Source organism: Olleya sp. Ti.3.14 (assembly GCF_038154885.1).
In the GTDB taxonomy this organism is placed as follows: domain Bacteria; phylum Bacteroidota; class Bacteroidia; order Flavobacteriales; family Flavobacteriaceae; genus Olleya.
In genome coordinates, this window is record NZ_JBAKAO010000002.1 from 414465 (window position 1) to 433216 (window position 18752).

17 protein-coding genes are annotated in these 18752 nt (G+C 31.6%); 6 read left to right on the forward strand and 11 right to left on the reverse strand.

Annotated elements, in window-relative coordinates; all coding sequences use genetic code 11:
- The 5 genes from V6251_RS06050 to V6251_RS06070 all read left to right on the forward strand — a co-directional run bounded on the left by V6251_RS06050 (nucleotide 1) and on the right by V6251_RS06070 (nucleotide 7195).
- Nucleotides 1-2844, forward strand: a complete 2844-nt coding sequence (locus V6251_RS06050) for a sensor histidine kinase (protein WP_341587426.1) — start codon at nucleotides 1-3, stop codon at nucleotides 2842-2844.
- Nucleotides 2845-2854: 10 nt separating this feature from the next.
- The gene (locus tag V6251_RS06055; protein ID WP_289045975.1) at nucleotides 2855-3607 is read left to right on the forward strand and encodes a LytR/AlgR family response regulator transcription factor; all 753 of its coding nucleotides are present in this window, start codon (nucleotides 2855-2857) and stop codon (nucleotides 3605-3607) included.
- A 102-nt stretch (nucleotides 3608-3709) separates the two neighbouring features.
- Nucleotides 3710-5788: a T9SS type A sorting domain-containing protein gene (locus V6251_RS06060; protein ID WP_341587427.1), complete on the forward strand. Its 2079-nt coding sequence runs from the start codon at nucleotides 3710-3712 to the stop codon at nucleotides 5786-5788.
- A 152-nt stretch (nucleotides 5789-5940) separates the two neighbouring features.
- Complete coding sequence (locus tag V6251_RS06065) at nucleotides 5941-6681, forward strand: hypothetical protein (protein ID WP_341587428.1); 741 nt, start codon at nucleotides 5941-5943, stop codon at nucleotides 6679-6681.
- 157 nt (nucleotides 6682-6838) lie between these two features.
- Entirely contained in the window at nucleotides 6839-7195 is a 357-nt protein-coding gene (locus V6251_RS06070; RefSeq protein ID WP_341587429.1) for a hypothetical protein, read from the forward strand.
- A 50-nt stretch (nucleotides 7196-7245) separates the two neighbouring features.
- Here the strand turns inward: V6251_RS06070 and V6251_RS06075 are convergent, their stop codons facing one another.
- Genes V6251_RS06075 through map form a run of 4 tightly spaced genes read right to left on the reverse strand, consistent with a single transcriptional unit; the run spans nucleotide 7246 to nucleotide 10014 of the window.
- The gene (locus V6251_RS06075; RefSeq protein ID WP_341587430.1) at nucleotides 7246-7614 is read right to left on the reverse strand and encodes a DUF423 domain-containing protein; all 369 of its coding nucleotides are present in this window, start codon (nucleotides 7612-7614) and stop codon (nucleotides 7246-7248) included.
- 16 nt (nucleotides 7615-7630) lie between these two features.
- Complete coding sequence (locus V6251_RS06080; protein WP_341587431.1) at nucleotides 7631-8401, reverse strand: class I SAM-dependent methyltransferase; 771 nt, start codon at nucleotides 8399-8401, stop codon at nucleotides 7631-7633.
- Between the two features lie 5 nt (nucleotides 8402-8406).
- Nucleotides 8407-9186, reverse strand: a complete 780-nt coding sequence (locus tag V6251_RS06085; protein ID WP_341587432.1) for a DUF3050 domain-containing protein — start codon at nucleotides 9184-9186, stop codon at nucleotides 8407-8409.
- A gap of 9 nt (nucleotides 9187-9195) precedes the next feature.
- Nucleotides 9196-10014, reverse strand: a complete 819-nt coding sequence (gene map, locus V6251_RS06090) for a type I methionyl aminopeptidase (RefSeq protein WP_341587443.1) — start codon at nucleotides 10012-10014, stop codon at nucleotides 9196-9198.
- A 121-nt stretch (nucleotides 10015-10135) separates the two neighbouring features.
- On the opposite strand from map, the gene V6251_RS06095 reads away from it, so the two are divergent.
- Nucleotides 10136-11407 carry an acetyl-CoA hydrolase/transferase family protein gene (locus V6251_RS06095; protein WP_099567935.1) on the forward strand — a complete coding sequence of 424 codons (1272 nt, stop codon included), beginning with the start codon at nucleotides 10136-10138 and terminating at the stop codon, nucleotides 11405-11407.
- Here the strand turns inward: V6251_RS06095 and V6251_RS06100 are convergent.
- The 7 genes from V6251_RS06100 to V6251_RS06130 all read right to left on the reverse strand — a co-directional run.
- Nucleotides 11404-11805 (reverse strand): BT0820 family HAD-type phosphatase, encoded by a 402-nt coding sequence (locus V6251_RS06100; protein WP_341587433.1) that lies wholly within the window; start codon nucleotides 11803-11805, stop codon nucleotides 11404-11406. The two genes, V6251_RS06095 and V6251_RS06100, sit on opposite strands and share 4 nt — an antisense overlap.
- Nucleotides 11806-12187: 382 nt before the next feature.
- The gene (gene gpmI / locus V6251_RS06105) at nucleotides 12188-13705 is read right to left on the reverse strand and encodes a 2,3-bisphosphoglycerate-independent phosphoglycerate mutase (protein WP_341587434.1); all 1518 of its coding nucleotides are present in this window, start codon (nucleotides 13703-13705) and stop codon (nucleotides 12188-12190) included.
- 80 nt (nucleotides 13706-13785) lie between these two features.
- Nucleotides 13786-14553, reverse strand: a complete 768-nt coding sequence (locus V6251_RS06110) for a M48 family metalloprotease (protein WP_145006400.1) — start codon at nucleotides 14551-14553, stop codon at nucleotides 13786-13788.
- Between the two features lie 22 nt (nucleotides 14554-14575).
- Nucleotides 14576-15304 carry a M15 family metallopeptidase gene (locus tag V6251_RS06115; protein WP_341587435.1) on the reverse strand — a complete coding sequence of 243 codons (729 nt, stop codon included), beginning with the start codon at nucleotides 15302-15304 and terminating at the stop codon, nucleotides 14576-14578.
- Nucleotides 15301-15774, reverse strand: coding sequence for a GNAT family N-acetyltransferase (locus tag V6251_RS06120; RefSeq protein WP_341587436.1), 474 nt, complete (start codon nucleotides 15772-15774; stop codon nucleotides 15301-15303). The genes V6251_RS06115 and V6251_RS06120 overlap by 4 nt, the downstream gene beginning before the upstream one ends.
- Nucleotides 15775-15977: 203 nt before the next feature.
- On the reverse strand, nucleotides 15978-17126 hold the full coding sequence (locus V6251_RS06125) for a gliding motility-associated C-terminal domain-containing protein (RefSeq protein WP_341587437.1): 1149 nt from the start codon (nucleotides 17124-17126) through the stop codon (nucleotides 15978-15980).
- Nucleotides 17119-18752, reverse strand: a 1634-nt coding sequence (locus V6251_RS06130) for a collagen-like triple helix repeat-containing protein (protein WP_341587438.1), incomplete at its 5' end; no start/stop codon positions are given. The genes V6251_RS06130 and V6251_RS06125, both read right to left, overlap by 8 nt.

The following is an 18752-nucleotide window of genomic DNA, read 5'->3' on the forward strand; positions in this document are numbered from 1 at the left end:
GTGTCCATACATCTTACTGAAAAAGATGGTTTACCAGATATAGAATTTTATGATTTACTAGAGGATAATAAAGGCTTTATTTGGTTAGCAGCAGATAAAGGTTTGTATAGGTATGATGGTAGAAACTATAAATTATTTACCAATCCAGATAAAAGAGGACGCTCGCTTTTTGGTTTAAAATTAGACAATCAAGGACGACTTTGGTGTAATAACTTATCAGGTCAATTTTTTTATGTCCAAGATGAGGAGTTAAAGCTTTTTGAGGAATATGGCCATATTAAAACGTTAGTAGATTTTAATATTTACGATAATCATTTAATAATTTATGAGCCATCCAGAATAGTAACTGTAGATATTAACACAAAAAGTATCACTGCTATATTGGATAGTGGGACAAGGTCTTATATGGGAGATCTCAACCATAATCCAAAAGGGTTTTATTATAATAAAAATAGTATTATATGTTTTTCTTCAACAGTGGATTTTCAAGATGCTAAAACTTTAAATAATTCGCCAATTGCAGCATTTAACAAACGAGTTATAAGTAAATTTTTTAAATGGAGTGACCAGATATATTATTTCAACCAATTACAAACGATTAGTAAAACTAGTTTGTATCAATTATTAGATGGTGGTATAAAGGAAGTTGACATTCCAAAACAACTTCAAAATGTAATTGTAATTCATTCTTATAACAACAATAATAACTTATGGGTTTTAACAAATAAAGGCGTTTTTATATGTCAGTTAGATAGTGATGTTTTAATAGTAAAAGAACATATTTTTAAAACCCAATATATCACGGATCTTGTTGTCGATAAGGATAATAATTATTGGTTGTCAACGCTTAATAATGGTGTTTTTGTACTACCAAATAAGCAACTAAATAAAATAAATTTACCTGATAATGTTGGTGTACAAGCTATAGAGAAAGTTAATGACGATTTATTATACATCGCTACTAACTCAAATGAGGTTTTTAGTTATAACCTAAAAAAAAATAAATTTAAAAAATTACCAGAAAGCTTTAATAACAAGATATATAATATTTGCTATAACCCTTTAGCAAAGGACTTGTTAATGGTTGCGACTACGGATTCAAAAATTTATAATCTAGACACCAAGCAAAGTCAAAGCAGTAACCTGATTGTTACAAAATCAATTGATGTGTTGGATCATAATCAATATTTAATTAGTCTTCCACATTCACTTTCTATTTATAATAAAAATAAAGACTCTATTTATAATCTTAGGACATTAAGAAGCTATGGATCTGTATTAAATAAAACAAAAAGCAAAGCGTATTGTAGTTTTGTAGATGGCTTAGGTTGGGTAGATTTAAAGACTAATAAGTATAAAAAAATAACACATAATAACAGTCCTATTTATGCCTTAAAAATCGCGATAAGTCATGACGATATGGTTTGGGTTGCTGCAGATGAAAAAGGCTTATTAGGGTTTAAAAATGATAGTTTAATAAAAACAATAAATATAAATAACGGACTAGCATCAAACTTAATTAATGTACTAGTAGCAGATAAAAATGTAATTTGGATAGCTACAGATAAAGGCTTACAAAGCTATAATTATAAAACAAAAACATTAAATACTATTAATAAACAAGATGGTATAGACTCTTACAATATTAATGCTATTGAAGTTATAGGAAATCAAGTTTTTTTTAGTTCAAATACTGGTTTGTATCAATTTAATAGTAATAAAATTAATACTGTTAGAAGTACTTCTCAACCTTATTTTACTAATGTATCCATCCAAGAAAAAGACACTATAATTAAGACATCATACACCTTAAAGCAAACAGAAAGCGAAATTAGATTTGGATTTAATGTCAATGGATTTCAAACAAATCAATTTGTCGATTTTGAATATCAGTTAGAAGGTTATGATAAAAATTGGATAGCCTTAGACAATGGATTAAACTTTGTTAAATTTAATACATTGCCAGCAGGACAATTTAAATTTAATGTAAGAGCAAAAAACACATCCCAAAGTAATTACACAAATCCAATAAGCATTGCCTTAACAGTCCGTTTGCCATTTTATAAAACTTGGTGGTTTTATCTATTGTTTTTACTAAGTTCTGTTGGGTTGGTTTGGTGGTACTATTCCCAAAAAACAAAACGATTAAATATCGCACAATTTCAAGCCTTAGAAAAAGCAAAGATCAATCAGCAATTGGTGTTTTCGCAATTAGAAAATTTGAGATCACAAATGAATCCTCATTTTATATTTAATGCATTAAACTCTATCCAAGATTATATTATTTTAAACGAAAGTAAATTAGCGCGTCAATATCTAGTTAAGTTTTCTAGACTTATAAGGACCTATTTGGAACATAGTCAAGCCAATGAAATTACTTTAAATGAAGAAATTAAAACGCTTAGACTTTATCTAGAACTTGAAAAAGATAGATTTGATGACGATTTTAAATTTGAAATTAATATCCATCAAGATCTAGATTTAGAAAACACTTTTGTCCCAACATTATTTATTCAGCCTTATGTTGAAAATGCTTTAAAACATGGTTTGCTTCATAAAAAAAACAATAAAAAATTAGTGCTTAATTTTAAACAGGATATTAATAATCAAAGTCTAATATGCGAAATTATAGACAATGGTATTGGACGTAAAGCATCCGCAATTATAAAAAACCAACGTCAAGATAATTACAAGTCTTTTGCAACCTCTGCAAATCAAAAAAGGATAGAGCTACTAAATCGTAGTCATAATAAAGCAATTACATTAACTATTGAAGATGTTATTAATGCAAAACATGACATTTGCGGTACAAAAGTGGTAATTAAAATACTAGTAACAGATTAAAAATTAGACAATGAAAGCGATAATTATAGACGACGAAAAAAGAGCTAGACGTATTTTAAAAACCTTAATAGAGGAGGAGTGTCCAGAAATTGTAACCGTTTTTGATGCAGAAAATTTATTGGAAGGTGTAGCAATAATAAAAGCAGAACAACCAGACGTCGTGTTTTTAGATATAGAAATGCCTAACCATTCTGGGCTTCAAATTTTAGAGTTCTTTAAAAATGATACTATTAATTTTCAAATCATTTTTACGACTGCTTACGGACATTATGCGATTGATGCGTTTAAGTTATCAGCTGTAGATTATTTATTAAAACCAATTGATATAGACGAATTGAAAATAGCTATTAATAAAGCATCTGATAGTTTAGAAGAAAATTTTATAAAAGAAAAATTACTTAATCTAGAGCGTAATTTTCAACAATTAGCATTAAATAAAATAGCATTAGAAGTCCCTAAAGGAATACGATTTGTTTCGCATGAAGATATCTTGTTTTTTGAAGCAGATGGTGTATATACCAAAGTGTTTTTGCAAAATGGTAAAACAGAATTAATTTGTAAAACGCTAAAACATTTTACAGAGCAATTAAGCAATAAACCATTGTTTTATAAACCACATAGATCATATTTAATTAATCTTAAGTACATGACGGAAATTACTAAAAAAGATGGCCTTCAAGTTATAATGAGTAATAATAAAAGCATTCCAATTGCAAGAGACCGTAAGGATGAATTTATGGATATTATTAATCGTGTATTTTAAAATAACCATTCATTTACAAATACTTACCATTCACTAAAAAGTTTAAAAATTAAAGTCTATAGTTTAGCATTTTTGTTCCATAATTTTAAAATTAAATATATTATGAGAATAAAATTACTTTATGTGTTGCTTCTAGTTAGTGGTTATGCTTTTGCGCAATTCCCATCAGATGCAACTAAGCACTATTCCTTTACAAATGGTGATATAACCAATCAAGTAGGTAGTAATTATGATTTGGTTGTTAATACAGGTTATGGGACTCCAACTTTTGTAGATGACCGTTTTGGTAATTCAAATTCCGCTGTCGACTTAAATAACGGACATTATAACATGGGTGTAATGCCCAATCGTTCTGGTTATTCTGGTAACCAACTATCTTTAAGTTTTTGGATCAAATCGACTACAGATGGTATTTTATTTCATCAATACGATAATGTGCAAGAAAATGGTTGGATTTTAGGACTAACAGGTAATTCTATATTTTATAGGACTGGGTATTTTTGTTCCTATGGATTTTCTTGTGGTAGTTTTCCAGACAACCAATATATAGCTAGTAACGTTTTAGATAATAATTGGCACCATATTGTAGCTATTGTCGGAAAGGAAAATGATGGTGTTGATCAACAGTATATCAAACAATTGTACATTGATAATGTACTACAACTCGACTTTGTTTTAACCACTGTGCCTTTTAACGGTGTTCAGGAAGTTGGGATGTTAAATAGTGGCGATTTAAATAATGCTTTAACAGGTGGTACAACTGGTAATAATAGATACGACGGAGTAATGGATGATATTTATTATTTTGAGCGTAAAATTACAGCTGCCGAAGTAAATGCGTTGTATAATAATGGATTGGTAGTAGATATTCCAGATGCTAATTTAAAATCAAACTTGATATCTAATCCAGCCATCAACACTAATGGAGATAATGATATACAAACTGCTGAAGCCATAAATTATACAGGAGCTATTAATGTATCTAATTTAGATATAAGTAATAGTCAAGGTATCGAGGCATTTGTAAATATTACTAGTTTAGATATTAGTAATAATAATTTAGAATCTTTAGACTTATCATCCAATATTGCATTAACAAGTTTACAGGCTCAAAACAATAATTTAGTAAGTTTAAACATTAAAAACACAAATAATAATGCTATTAGTAATGCTAATTTTAATGTGTCAAACAACTACGCTTTATACTGTGTAGAAGTTGATAATGTCAATTACAGTCAGGCAAATTGGACCAATGTTAATGCATACACAATTTTTTCTCTTGATTGTAATACAGCAATTGTTAATATTCCAGATACGTCACTTAAGACTAGTTTATTAAATAATATAACTATAAATAGTAATGGTGATTCCGAAATACAAGTGTCTGAAGCTAAAAGTTTTACAGGAGGTGCTTACTTAGGGGTTAACGGGATCCAAAGCATAGAGGGTTTACAAGCTTTTGCATATATAACGAGTTTAGATTTAGATAATAATAATATCTCTAACATGGACTTGAGAGCGCATAAATACTTAACCAATATTTACATTAGTAATAATCCATTAATGACTTTAAATATCGATGGATTAAAATTAGCGACTTCCATTGTAGTAAGTTTTACAGGGTTAACAAATATTGATGTATCAACTATTACTAATTTGCAATATTTTGAAGCCCAAAATGTACATAACTTAGGTAATTTAGATTTTTCTTCAAATTTGGATGTAAATTATATTTACGTTAGTGGTAATTCTCTAGCAAATATTGATTTAAGAACAGGAACCAATGTGGCCAATAATTTATATATAGAAACTATTGGATCGCCTAATCTGACTTGTGTTTTTGTTGATGATCCTTCATTTAGTCAAAGTAATTCTTTTAAAAATTCAATTACCGAATTTTATCAGTTAGATTCAGAGTGTACTAATTTCACATTAAACATAGAGGATTTTCAAATTCAATCTAACTCAATCTCACTATACCCAAACCCAACAAAATCTACCTTAAATATAAAAACAGCAACAGCTATTTCTAATATATCTGTTTATTCATTATTAGGAAAACAAGTTGTTAAAACTAACTCTGAAATCGTAGATGTTTCTAGTCTTTCAAACGGTGTTTATCTAATAAAAATATTGGATGTAAACGGAAATCAACATGTAAAGCGATTTATTAAAGAATAAAGCTATCTATTAATTTTATAAAAAAGGAAAGTCAATTTGGCTTTCCTTTTTTTTGTTGCTATTCATTAATAAAACCCTACCATTCACAAAAAAGCAGAAAATGGATTACTATTATCGCTTCATATTTGTATCAAACCAGAAACAAATATATTATGAAGTACATTATTTTATTTTTTATTGCATTAGTAACCACAAGTACATTTGCTCAAAACACAATTTTCGAAAATTTAGAACAACATGGAGATAGTATTACCTATTTAGAATATGGAGCTATTAGAAAAGATAATAAAGGCAAGCTTTACGCACATCTTAATCCAGGAAGACAACCAGAAGAAGTACAGATAAAAATAAGAAGACACGAAAATATCCCTTGTGGTATAGAAATCTTATCTATTTCAGAAGATGGAGAGCAATCTGTCAAATATTGGCAGGACATGACTAAACAAACCTATATAGATTTAATTAACTACCCATTTACCTCTATTGCTTTTCATAATGGGTATTATGAAGGTTATGTGGCAATAGGCAACTACGTGTTTTTCCTTAAAAACTTTAAAAGCAAAACCGAATTCTCAGAAATTAGTCGTGTTTATGTATTAAAAGGTACAACACCAGATGGAGAAGAACCAGCAAAAAAGAAAAAGAAGAAAAAGTTTGGTAAATTTTTAAGTAAAGTAAAAGACGTTGCGTTAAACACAAAGTCCGAAGTAGATTATACCAAAGCACCAGAGTATAAAGCATTGATGTCTCAGGATAATAAAAAAATGATTACCGATTATTTAGTAGCAATGAAAGCAAAACAAGCAGCACACACAACAACAGCTAAAGAAGAAGCAGATTTAGAGATTGTAAAAGCTGAAGGTAAAAAATATGCGGAGTACATTAAGACTTAAAACGATGCCTACTGGCAAAGTCCTGAAGGTCAAAAAACACTCAGAGTTTGGAAATTAAGAGACCAGCATAAAGCAAGTTGTCCTAAAACAGCAGAGTCGTGTGACAGTTCCTATCATTAATAAAGACGTTACTAATAATCTAAAAATTCAACTAATTATGAAAAATTTTAAAACCCTAATGTTATTATGTTTAACTGTATTACTATTTAATTGTAATGCAGACGACGATCAATCACAAGTAAATAATAATCCAAGTACTTTTACCTTAACTGAAGGTGTCGCTACAGCAGATGGTATAACTTTTAATTGGACTGCATCTGTAGATCCCGATAATCAGGACGTCGTTTATGCAATTTATTTAAACGGAGATTTATTATCCGATAACTTAACTGTATTGACTTATATTATAGACTATAATTTATTTGTAGGAGGAGAGGATACTATTGTAGTTGTAGCTTCCGACGGTTTTGGAGGTGTTACTGAGCAGCAGATTGTTGTTAATTTGATATCGTAATCAAATAAGACCAAAACAAAAAAGGCTACTTAAATGTAGCTTTTTTTATTTTAAAATATAGTAACAATCAATAACAACCAACCTGTCACTAAAAGTAAACCGCCAATTGGTGTTATAGGACCTAAAAATTTTAATTTTTTACCTTTAGCATCAGATAAAATTAAACCATAAATACTAAACGAAAACAGTAGTATTCCAATAACAAAACACCAATAAATAGCAGTAGTCATTGGACCTTGACCATAACCTAAAGCAAGTAAAACAATAGCGTGATACATTTGGTATTTAACGCCAACTTCAAAACTATGTAATTGATCAGTAGTTAAAATCTTTTTTAAAGCATGTGCTCCAAATGCTCCAAAAATAACAGATAGCATACCAAATAAAGCTCCTGTTGCAATTAATATTTGTGCAGTCATAATTTAAAATCTTAGGTTATTGTTTTTTGTAAACGACAGGTATAATTTCGCCTTTTGCTAAGCAGTATTTTTCTATCGCTTTCGCGGAAAGTTTGCCAGTATAATCTACTTCATTCACCATAAAACCAATGTCTCTTAGTTTGTTAAAGTAGTCGTAGCCATATACACGTACATGGTCGTATTGGCCAAAAATTTCAGCACGTTCTTTTTTATCAGTAATACTATCGTCTTCAAAAGTAGTTTGTCTAGTCAAATCCTGCGGAATTTGAAATATGCCATAACCACCAGGTTTCATAACACGATATAACTCTTGCATAGCCTTAGTGTCATCTGGAATATGTTCTAGCACATGGTTGCATAAAATAATGTCATAACTGTTATCCTCAAACGGAAGATTACAAATGTCTGCTTTAACATCTGCAATTGGAGATAATAAATCTGTTGTTGTATAATCAATATTGTCTAAGGCTCTAAAACGTTTTAAAAAACATTGCTCTGGTGCAAAATGTAGTACCTTTTTTTGATTTGTAAAAAAATCGGTTTCGTTTTGTAAGTATAACCATAATAACCTATGACGCTCTAAACTTAGGGTAGAAGGAGACAAGACGTTATTGCGTTGTGTGCCATAACCATATGGTAAAAAGCTTTTAAAGCTTTTGCAATCAATTGGGTCTGTAAACGTATCTCCTTTTAAAAAAAAAGCTAGAATAGGACGTACTATGTAACTAAGCCTTATTAGTAAAGGTCTAGGTATTAGATTTAATATAAGTTTAAATAGTTTTTTCAAAGGACTTAAGCTTCAACTGCTACGTGTGCTGTTATTAAGTTGTAAATACCATCCCATAACTTAATACGGTAGTTTAATGCTTGTTTAGAAACGTCTAAAACATCGTCCCATTTATTGGCATCATTAGCACAAAGTTCTTCAATCATTTTTAAAGATAAAGGACCATGCTCATCACCATCTAACTCGATATGACGATTTAAATAATAGGTTAGTTTGTTAAAGCTATTTTGATCGGCTTTAGATTGATTTATAATCTGAAAAAACATGTCAGGTATAACATCTTCACGACCAAAAGTAAATGCTGCTGCTATTTTATGTGCTTGATTTGTTTTAATTATTTCAAATGTGAAATTTACAAACGCTAAAGTTTCAGGGTTTAACTCGATTTTATTTAAAGCCTCATTAATTGAAAAACCTTGTTGTAAATAGGATATTAAATGATGTATTTGATCTGTATTAGCTCCAACTTGTTGCATCGCTTCTAGATACATTTCAAAGTGGCTTTTTGCTTGACCTAACTCATTTATATCACTTTCTTCACCTAAAACTATTTCATTTATAAATCTAGCAGTAGATGGATTTGCAACAGGAATCCAAGGTAAAGTTGTTGTAGTTAATTGATTTTGAAGCGCTTTTAATAACGACATAAAATCCCAAACAGCAAACACATGTTGTTCCATAAACACCTTAACATCTTCAATGTTAGCTAAAACAGAATATAATTTGTGAGTATTTAATGCTTGTCTTAAAGGCTGAAGTTGATCTTCTAAATGGCTAATGGACATCTTTAAAATTTATAAAACTAATGGGTTTTGTCTAAACTCGTCTTCTTCATTGCTAACAATACCTAAAGCATCATAAATATATGCAAAGGTTGATAACAACTCAGGTTTACCATCTACGATAGCAACATCATGCTCAAAATGTGCACTTGGTTTACCATCTAATGTAGTAATTGTCCAACCATCTCTGTGTTGTTTAATACGTTGCGTACCAAGGTTAATCATAGGCTCAATAGCCACAACCATACCTTCTATAAATTTTTTACCACGACCACGTTTACCGTAGTTTGGCATTTCTGGATCTTCATGCATTTTAGTTCCTAAACCATGACCTACCAATTCACGTACAACGCCATAGCCATGATCTTCGCAATATTTTTGAATGGCATAACCAACATCTCCAACGCGATTACCAACTTTAAACTCTTTAATACCAACGTATAAAGACTCTTTAGTCACTTGTAGTAATTTTTCGGTTTCAGGATCAATGTCACCTACAGCAAAAGTATAGGCGTGATCACCATAGTAACCATTTAAAATTGAGCCACAATCTATAGATATAATGTCTCCATTTTCTAAAGGCGTATTATTAGGAATACCATGCACCACTTGAGAGTTTGGACTCATACATAAGGTGTTAGGAAAATCGTATAATCCTAAAAATCCTGGAACAGCACCTAAATCCCTGATGTGCTCTTCAGCAATTTTATCTAATTGTAAAGTGGTAACACCTGGTTTTACTGCTTTAGCAACTTCACCTAATGTTTTAGAAACAACTAATGCAGCTGCGCGCATTAATTCTATTTCTTCTTTTGTTTTTACTATAATCATGGTTAAAAAAATATGTGCAAATATACTTAAAATAAACTGCTTTTTTAATTTTGAAGACATGACATTTAGCAGGTTTTAAAGTATTTTGATGTATTATTTTTGTACTCTAAAAATTACAATTATGTTTACATCAGTCACAGCGGAAGACGCTGTAAAAGTTATAAAATCTAATGATCGTGTTTATATTCAGGCAGCAGCAGCAGCACCTCAGTCGTTAATTCAGGCGATGACTAAAAGACATGAAGAGTTAAAGCATGTAGAGGTTTGTCACTTACATACCGAAGGAGAAGCACCTTACGCTAATCCAGAATTAAAAGATAGTTTTCATGTTAATTCTTTTTTTATAGGAAAAAACGTTAGACATACTTTAAGAGCAGGCAATGGGTCCTACACACCTGTTTTTTTAAGTGAACTACCTGTATTGTTTAAAAGAAACATTATTAATTTGGATGTGGCTTTTATACACGTATCTGTACCAGACAAACATGGGTATTGCTCTTTAGGTGTTTCTGTTGAAGCTACTTTAGCAGCAATTGATAATGCAACAACAGTTATTGCTCAAGTAAATAAATTTATGCCAAGAACACATGGAGCAGGAATTATACATGTGTCAGAAATTGATACGTTTGTTGAAAGTCATCAACCTTTACCTGGACATGACATGGTGTTACCAAATGCTATAGAAAATACTATAGGTGATTATGTGGCTAATTTAATCGAAGACAGAAGCACTTTACAAATGGGAATAGGGTCTATACCAAATGCTGTGTTGACTAGATTAACAAACCATAAAGATTTAGGGTTGCATACCGAAATGTTTTCGGATGGTGTAATTGACTTAATTTTAAAAAATGTAATAAACGGAAACTATAAAGCTATTAACAGAGGTCGTGCTTTATCTACCTTTTTAGTGGGATCACAACGTTTGTATGATTATGTTGACGATAACCCTTTTGTAGAAATGAGAGCGTCAAATTATACTAATGATGTCTCAATTATTAAACAAAACCCTAAAATGGTAGCCATTAATAGTGCAATTGAAGTTGATGTTACTGGTCAAGTTTGTGCAGATAGTATTGGTGCACATATGTACTCTGGTGTAGGAGGACAAATGGACTTTATTAGAGGAGCATCTTTAAGTGATGGCGGAAAAGCAATTATAGCACTACCATCGGTTACTAAAAATGGAATTAGTAGAATTGTCCCAACATTAAAACCTGGAGCAGGCGTAGTAACAACACGATCGCATGTGCATTATGTAGTTACAGAATATGGTGTTGCTAATTTATATGGAAAAACCATAAAAGAACGTGTCAAAGCATTAGTTAATATTGCACATCCAGACCACCGAGAACTTATTGATAGGCAATATTTTGATTTAATAAAGTATTAAAATTTAAACCAACTTTTTTTCTTTGGTTTAGGTATTTGGGGAGTGTCGTTAGTTAACATCTGATAGATTTCTCCCCAACCTAATATACCACCAATATTACGGTCGTCTATAAATAGGTCTGCATGGATTTTTCTACTTACTTCACTGTTAAAGGTTTCTTCAGGAAAACTTTGGTTTACAGCATAAAATGTGATACCATTTTCTTGGCAATAAGCAACAGCTTCGTCAAGTTTTTTTCCGTGTCTGTAAGTCCATAAAATTAATCGATGACCATCAGCTTGCAGGCGTTTTAAGGTTTCAAAAGCAAAAAGACGTTCTTGTCCAATACCAGGATACGCGTCTTCTACTATGGTTCCGTCAAAATCTACTGCAATTATAAGTCCTTTGGAAAGCTTCATTTAATATAAAAATTGAATCCAAAAATACAATAATTATTGATAAAGTAAAGGGTAATCTTAATAGTGGTACTTCAATTAGAATGAAACTCAAAATTAATTAAAACGGAGTTCTCGATACACTTTTTTCGTGCCTCAAAAAGCACTCGAACTGACGTATGAGTAGAATAAGGTGTATTATAAATTAATTGGGTTGTTTTTTAGCTGTCCTCTTGTTTTAAGAGCAGAATGAATTTTTATTTCACTTTAAAAGAAATAAAAAGAAAGAGGAGTTAAGTAATACTAAGACATTATAAATGTTTGATTTAGTTTTAATTTTTGAAACATAAAAAACGTCCTATCGATTATAATAGAACGTTTTTTGATATTTAATATTAAATTTTTGCTACACTAAACTATGACAAGTCATTGCTTTTGGTTGTTCTACACCCATTAATTTTAATATAGTTGGAGCCATATCACCTAAAACACCATCTTTAATTGTTTTTAATTCTTTATCAATTAAAATAAGTGGCACTGGATTAGTGGTATGTGCTGTATTTGGAGATCCATCAGGATTAATCATTGTTTCGCAATTACCATGATCTGCTATCAGTAACGTTGTGTAGCCATGTGCTAAAGCAGTAGTCACCACTTTTTCTACACATTTGTCCACAACCTCACAAGCTTGTATTGCAGCAGGCATAGAGCCTGTATGACCTACCATATCACCATTTGCAAAATTTAAGCAAACAAAATCCGTAGTTTCTTTTTCTAATTCTGGGACTAAAGCATCTGTTAACTCAAACGCAGACATTTCTGGTTTTAAGTCATAAGTTGCAACTTTAGGCGAATTTTTTAAGATGCGACTTTCACCTTTAAAAGGCGTTTCTTGTCCTCCAGAAAAGAAAAATGTTACGTGAGGATATTTTTCTGTTTCGGCAATTCTTATTTGTGTTTTATTGTGTTTTTCTAATACTTCACCTAAGGTTTCAGTAATATTATCTTTATCAAACACCACATTAATTCCTGTAAAAGCATCACCATAATTTGTCATTGTCACGTAGTACAATTTCAATTTATGCATGTTTTGCTCATGATGGTCATTTTGATATAACGCATCTGTTAGTTCGCGTCCACGATCTGTTCTGAAATTAAAAAAGATAACAACATCATCTTCTTTAATGGTAGTTAACGGAAGCCCTTCAGCATTTGATTTTATGATTGGTTTTATAAATTCGTCTGTAATATCTGCATCATAATTGTTCTGCACACTTTGTGGTAAGTTATTTGATATTTCTCCTGTACCATTAACTAAAGCATCGTATGCTAATTTAATGCGTTCCCAACGATTATCACGATCCATTGCATAGTAACGACCTGTTAAACTAGCAAGTTTTGTATTAGTGTTTAGAGTGAAATCTTCGATGTCTTGAACAAACCCTTTTCCTGATTTTGGATCAACATCACGACCATCTGTAAAGGCATGAATATAAGTGTTTTTTACACCAGAAGCTTCTGCTGCAGTAATAAGTCCTTTTAAATGATTAATGTGAGAGTGGACTCCACCATCACTTAATAACCCTAATAAATGAACATTTTTATTTTCCGCTTTAGCGTAATTAAAAGCGTTAATTAAGACGAGTTCTTGTGCTAATGTATTATTATCAATTGCTAAGTTAATTTTTGCTAAATCTTGGTATACAATTCGTCCTGCACCTAAATTCATATGACCAACTTCGCTGTTACCCATTTGACCTTCTGGTAAGCCAACATGTAATCCGTCTGTGCGTAATTGTGCATTTGGGTAATTGTGATATAAACTATCTATAAAAGGTGTGTTAGCATTATCTATTGCAGAGACTTTTGGGTCAGGAGATTTTCCCCAACCATCTAAAATCATTAAGATTACTTTTTTGTTCATTTTATTAGATTTTGTTTATACAAATATAAAAACAAAAGTCCTGCAATTGCAGGACTTTAAGGCTTATTTACTATATCGTTTTAGTTAAGACTATACTTTTTAATAGACGCTCTAATATGTTCAATGCGGTTGTCTGGGTCAGGATGTGTGCTTTGCATCTCTGGTTGTCTGTTAGGTCCTGCAGCACGTTTTAAAATTTCCATTACATCTATCATTTCTTCTGGATTATAGCCTGCACGCAGCATAAAACGAACACCTAAATCATCGCTTTCTAACTCATCATCACGACCATTAGTTAGTAATTTTGTCATTCCGTACTGTTGTATAAATCCTCCAGCATCAGCACCTACAGATCCAGCAGTTGATAGACCTTGCCAAAGCTCTGAATTAGCAATACGTTCTGCGCTATGTTTTCCTAACACGTGACCAATTTCGTGACCTAAAACGCCAGCTAATTGGTCCTCGTTTTCTAATTGAGAAAATAAGGCGTATGTGATAAATATTTGTCCTCCTGGTAATGCGAATGCATTAATAGTATTTGGATCTGCTAATAAGTGAAATTCATATTTATAAGGTGTGTCCTTAGCAATACTGTTGTTGACTAGTTTGTTTCCAACATTGTCTACTAATGCTTGATAATTTTCATTGGCGTATAAACCACCATGTTGAGCAGCCATTTGATCACGACTTTGCAATCCCATTTGGATTTCTTGATCTGGTGTCATGGATATGGCTTGTTTTTTTCCTGTGTAAGGATTTATTTCTTGTTGACTGCAATATTTAAAGCCAAAAAAAGCAGCAATACATAGGCCAATTAATAGTCGTCCTTTTAAGTTTCCTCTCATTATATCAATGTGTTAATGTTACAATTTACAAAAGTTCTGGGTTAATATCTAAAATATTTTGAGAGATATATTTTTTGATGAAATCTGCTGTAAATGAGTCGATTCCGGATAATCCTTCAGTTTTTAATATTTCTGTGATATTTAAGTTTTTGTAAGCTTTTAAATATGGAGCTGAAAGTGCCTTGTAGCTAAAGTGCCAAGGTTCGTATTTGAAGCCTCTACGATTAGCATTGTCAGTATATACTAAATAAAAACCATAAGTGGAAGCGTTAGTATCCATCCATTCTTTTAGCTTACAATATGGACCATTGTTATGATAGTTTTTAGGCAATAAAACATTGTTTGGCTGCTTAACATTGGTTTGGTAAATATCAATATCTGTTCCCCAATGATGACGTGATGTCCCAGGAATTGTAGAGTATTCTATTATTTTTTTGATATTATCATGACTAGATAATCCTTTTGCTTTATTACTTTTAAATTTGCGTTCCCAAATGCGTTTTTGATGTGCAAAACTTCTGTAACTTGAAACTGTACCAATACTAATTCCGTCTTTTAAAGCTGCAGCTTGCATTTTTTTAAAGGCTATATGGGCTTCTTCTCTTAGATTATATCCATTTCCAAATAATTGAGGGTTACCTTTTCCTATTAATTCTTGTTCAGAAATACTAGATTGATTAAATGCAAGTTGTGGTAGTGTAGCTATTGAAATTACAATAAATACTATAAAGTTTAATAGTGTGTTTTTTTTCATTTTATAGATTTGTGCATGACGTAATGCGGTCCAACTTCTGGGATGTCAAAAATTTCTCCAATAGTTTCAAAACCATTGTTTTTATAAAAGTTTAAAGCTTTAATTCTGGCATTAAACCATAGTCTATCAATTTTCTTAGTTTGTAAAAACTGAACGCCATAATTTAGTAGCTGTTTGCCAAAATGCATGCCTTGATAGTTTTCTAAAACACCCATAGCGCGCAGTCTGTATTGTGTTTTATCATTAAATAGAGGAGAGCGATCCGCAACAAATGTGCATACAGCAACTAAATTGTTTTGGTAATACAATCCAAAATGATATGTGTTTTCTAAATCATCTTGCTGAATATAACAGGCTTCAATAGGTTTGCCTTGTCTTAGTACAGCATGTCTAATAGGTATGGTTGCTTTACCAGATATTTGTTTTATAATTATATCGGTATTTATAATCTGATTTAAATTAGGTTGCATATGTTTAAGTCTATTAGTCTTGTGAAAGTCACATGTCAAAATTAACTAATTTTGACTTAAATTATTGCTATGGTTTTTTGCTTTACATTAATTAAAATCTCAAGCATTCTAAAAAAAATAAACTAATACTAGGAAAAAAACACCCTTTGCATAAATTCATTATGGCAAAGGGTATTAGTTTTATTATAAAAAACTTCTAGATTTTAATAAGTTATATAAATATATCCTGAATAACTCTTGTTGTCATCGGTAAGTTTTAATACGTAAAAATAAGTGCCGACAGGTAATTTTTCGCCTTGATTACCAACTACAGTTTTATTAGATACGCCATTAAAGGTATTGTCGTAATTTTCGGTTTCGTACACAATTCTTCCCCAACGGTTAAAAATTTGTAGATTATTTTTAAATAACTCGACACCTTCTATTATAAAGTTTTCATTTAACCCATCATTATTTGGACTTATACCATTGTAGACCGTTAGTCCATCGCTACCAATTAGGGCTCCAAAAGTTATAATTTCATAATCTTCAGGAGTAAAAACAAATGAATTTATAGTACCATTATTAAGGGTTCCAGTTGTTGCGGAATTACCAAGGTCTAACCATCTGTTTTCAGCCTTACTCCAACCAACAACTCTTAAATTTATAAGATCCGTAACTAAGTTGTTTATTTGGCTTTCTTGGTCCCAAGTTAATGTGATATAAGTTGCTTTACGTCCATTAAAGTCCCAAAATTCTTCAGTGCTGACAGTATTTATAATTCCTTCAGAATTATTGGTGTCAAAAGTGTCGCTGAAAGTAGAAGGGAAGTTAGGGTCTTCATTAAAATAAGCTGCAGTAAATTTTTCTAATGCTAATTGAGACGGAGTAATTAAAGGTCTAAGTTTATCATCTTGTCCTATAGGGAAGTTGAAGGCTTCAGTGCTAATTACAGTAGCATAACCGTCGACATGTCTTAGGTCATCTTCTAGTGTGTAAATGGCATTGTCAAAGTATTCAAGCGAAACTTCTGGAGTTTCACGTGGTGTAATGATGTCTCCAATTAAATAGTCTAAGCCATTTGTTACTTGCGTACTTATTTCTAAAAATAAATGATTGTCAACCGCAACTTCCATATCATAAAACCTTGGAATGCTAGTTCCTGAAATGGTTAACGGATTATCTTCATTGTAAAATCCAGCAACTCCTAAGTTTTCATTAAATGCGCCATCATTTTCTAGGTTAGTATGAAATCCAATTTGTCCTTGGTTGTGTATTTGCACGTTTCCAAAATTGTGAAATGCAGTTTGTGCATTTCCATTTTGAGAAAATAAAATCGCTAACACTATTATAATGTGATGTAACTTATTCATATGCTGTGAAGATTACAAGTATGTTTTCAGTTCTATTATCTACGTTTACAGTAAACCCAGTAGGATTAAATGAAACAAAACTAGCTGAAGTTAGTCCTAAATTATCTCCATTATTATTAGAATACCTTATCCCAATACAATGAGAACTTGAAGCGTAACGAGAGATATCGTTAATTGAAGAACCGCTACCTCCAACATATATAACTTGTTGCGTCGTACCTCTAACATATCCTGTCATAGATCCAAAAGAATTATTAAATCCATTATTGTTATTTCCTAAGCCATTATCAGCATTTATATTTTCACTTTCTACATTAGGATATGCTTGAAAGCTAATTTGAGAAGGTTGAAAAGGAAGACCAGTGATTGTTTGATTTCCTGTTGCAGAGATTATAAAATGTCCAATATATGTACCTGAAGGACCAACAGGACCTTGTGGACCAGTTGCTCCATCAGCACCATCAGTTCCGGGAATACCCTGAGGACCTTGTGGACCAGTTGCACCATCTGCACCATCAACTCCTGGAGCACCTTGAGGACCTTGAGGTCCTTCAGGTCCTGATGTTACAGGTATATTGATTGTTCCTCCACCATTACTAAGAGTAACATCCTGTCCACTAATAGATAACGTTTGAATTTCATTAGTTGCATCAGTATCTTCATCAGCAGTAATATGATCCGCAATTGCAGTTTCGTTAGCAGTAATTGCTGTGTTTTGAGTAATTTGTTCCGCTTCGATTGCATCAATATCATCAGCGTTTTCTGTGATTTGAGATTGAAGTGGAGCATCATCAAAAGGAGTTACGCTTAAATCAAAGTCATTACCATTAGTAGTAATTGCAACAGAACCGTCAGTCGATTCTACTGTTTGTAATTCATTAGTTGCATCAGTATCTTCATCAGCAGTAATATGATCAGCTATTGCAGTTTCATTAGCAGTAATAGCAGCGTTTTGCGTGATTTGCTCAGCTTCTAAAACATCGATACTATCTGTATTAGTTGTAATATTTGTAGTATTATCAGCTATAGTTGTGTTTTGAGTAATTTGTTCCGCTTCGATTGCATCAATATCATCAGCGTTTTCTGTGATTTGAGATTGAAGTGGAGCATCATCAAAAGGAGTTACGCTTAAATCAAAGTCATTACCATTAGTAGTAATTGCAACAGAACCGTCAGTCGATTCTACTGTTTGTAATTCATTAGTTGCATCAGTATCTTCATCAGCAGTAATATGATCAGCTATTGCAGTTTCATTAGCAGTAATAGCAGTGTTTTGCGTGATTTGTTCCGCTTCTAAAGTATCAATACTATCTGTATTAGTTGTGATGTTTGCAGTATTATCAGCTATAGCAGTGTTTTGAGTAATTTGTTCCGCTTCGATTGCATCAATATCATCAGCGTTTTCTGTGATTTGAGATTGTAATGTTGAGTCATCAAAAGGAGTAACGCTTAAATCGAAGTCATTACCATTAGCAGTAATTGCAACAGAGCCATCAGTAGATTCTACTGTTTGAATTTCATTAGTTGCATCAGTATCTTCATCAGCAGTAATATGATCAGCTATTGCAGTTTCATTAGCAGTAATAGCAGTGTTTTGCGTGATTTGCTCAGCTTCTAAAGTATCAA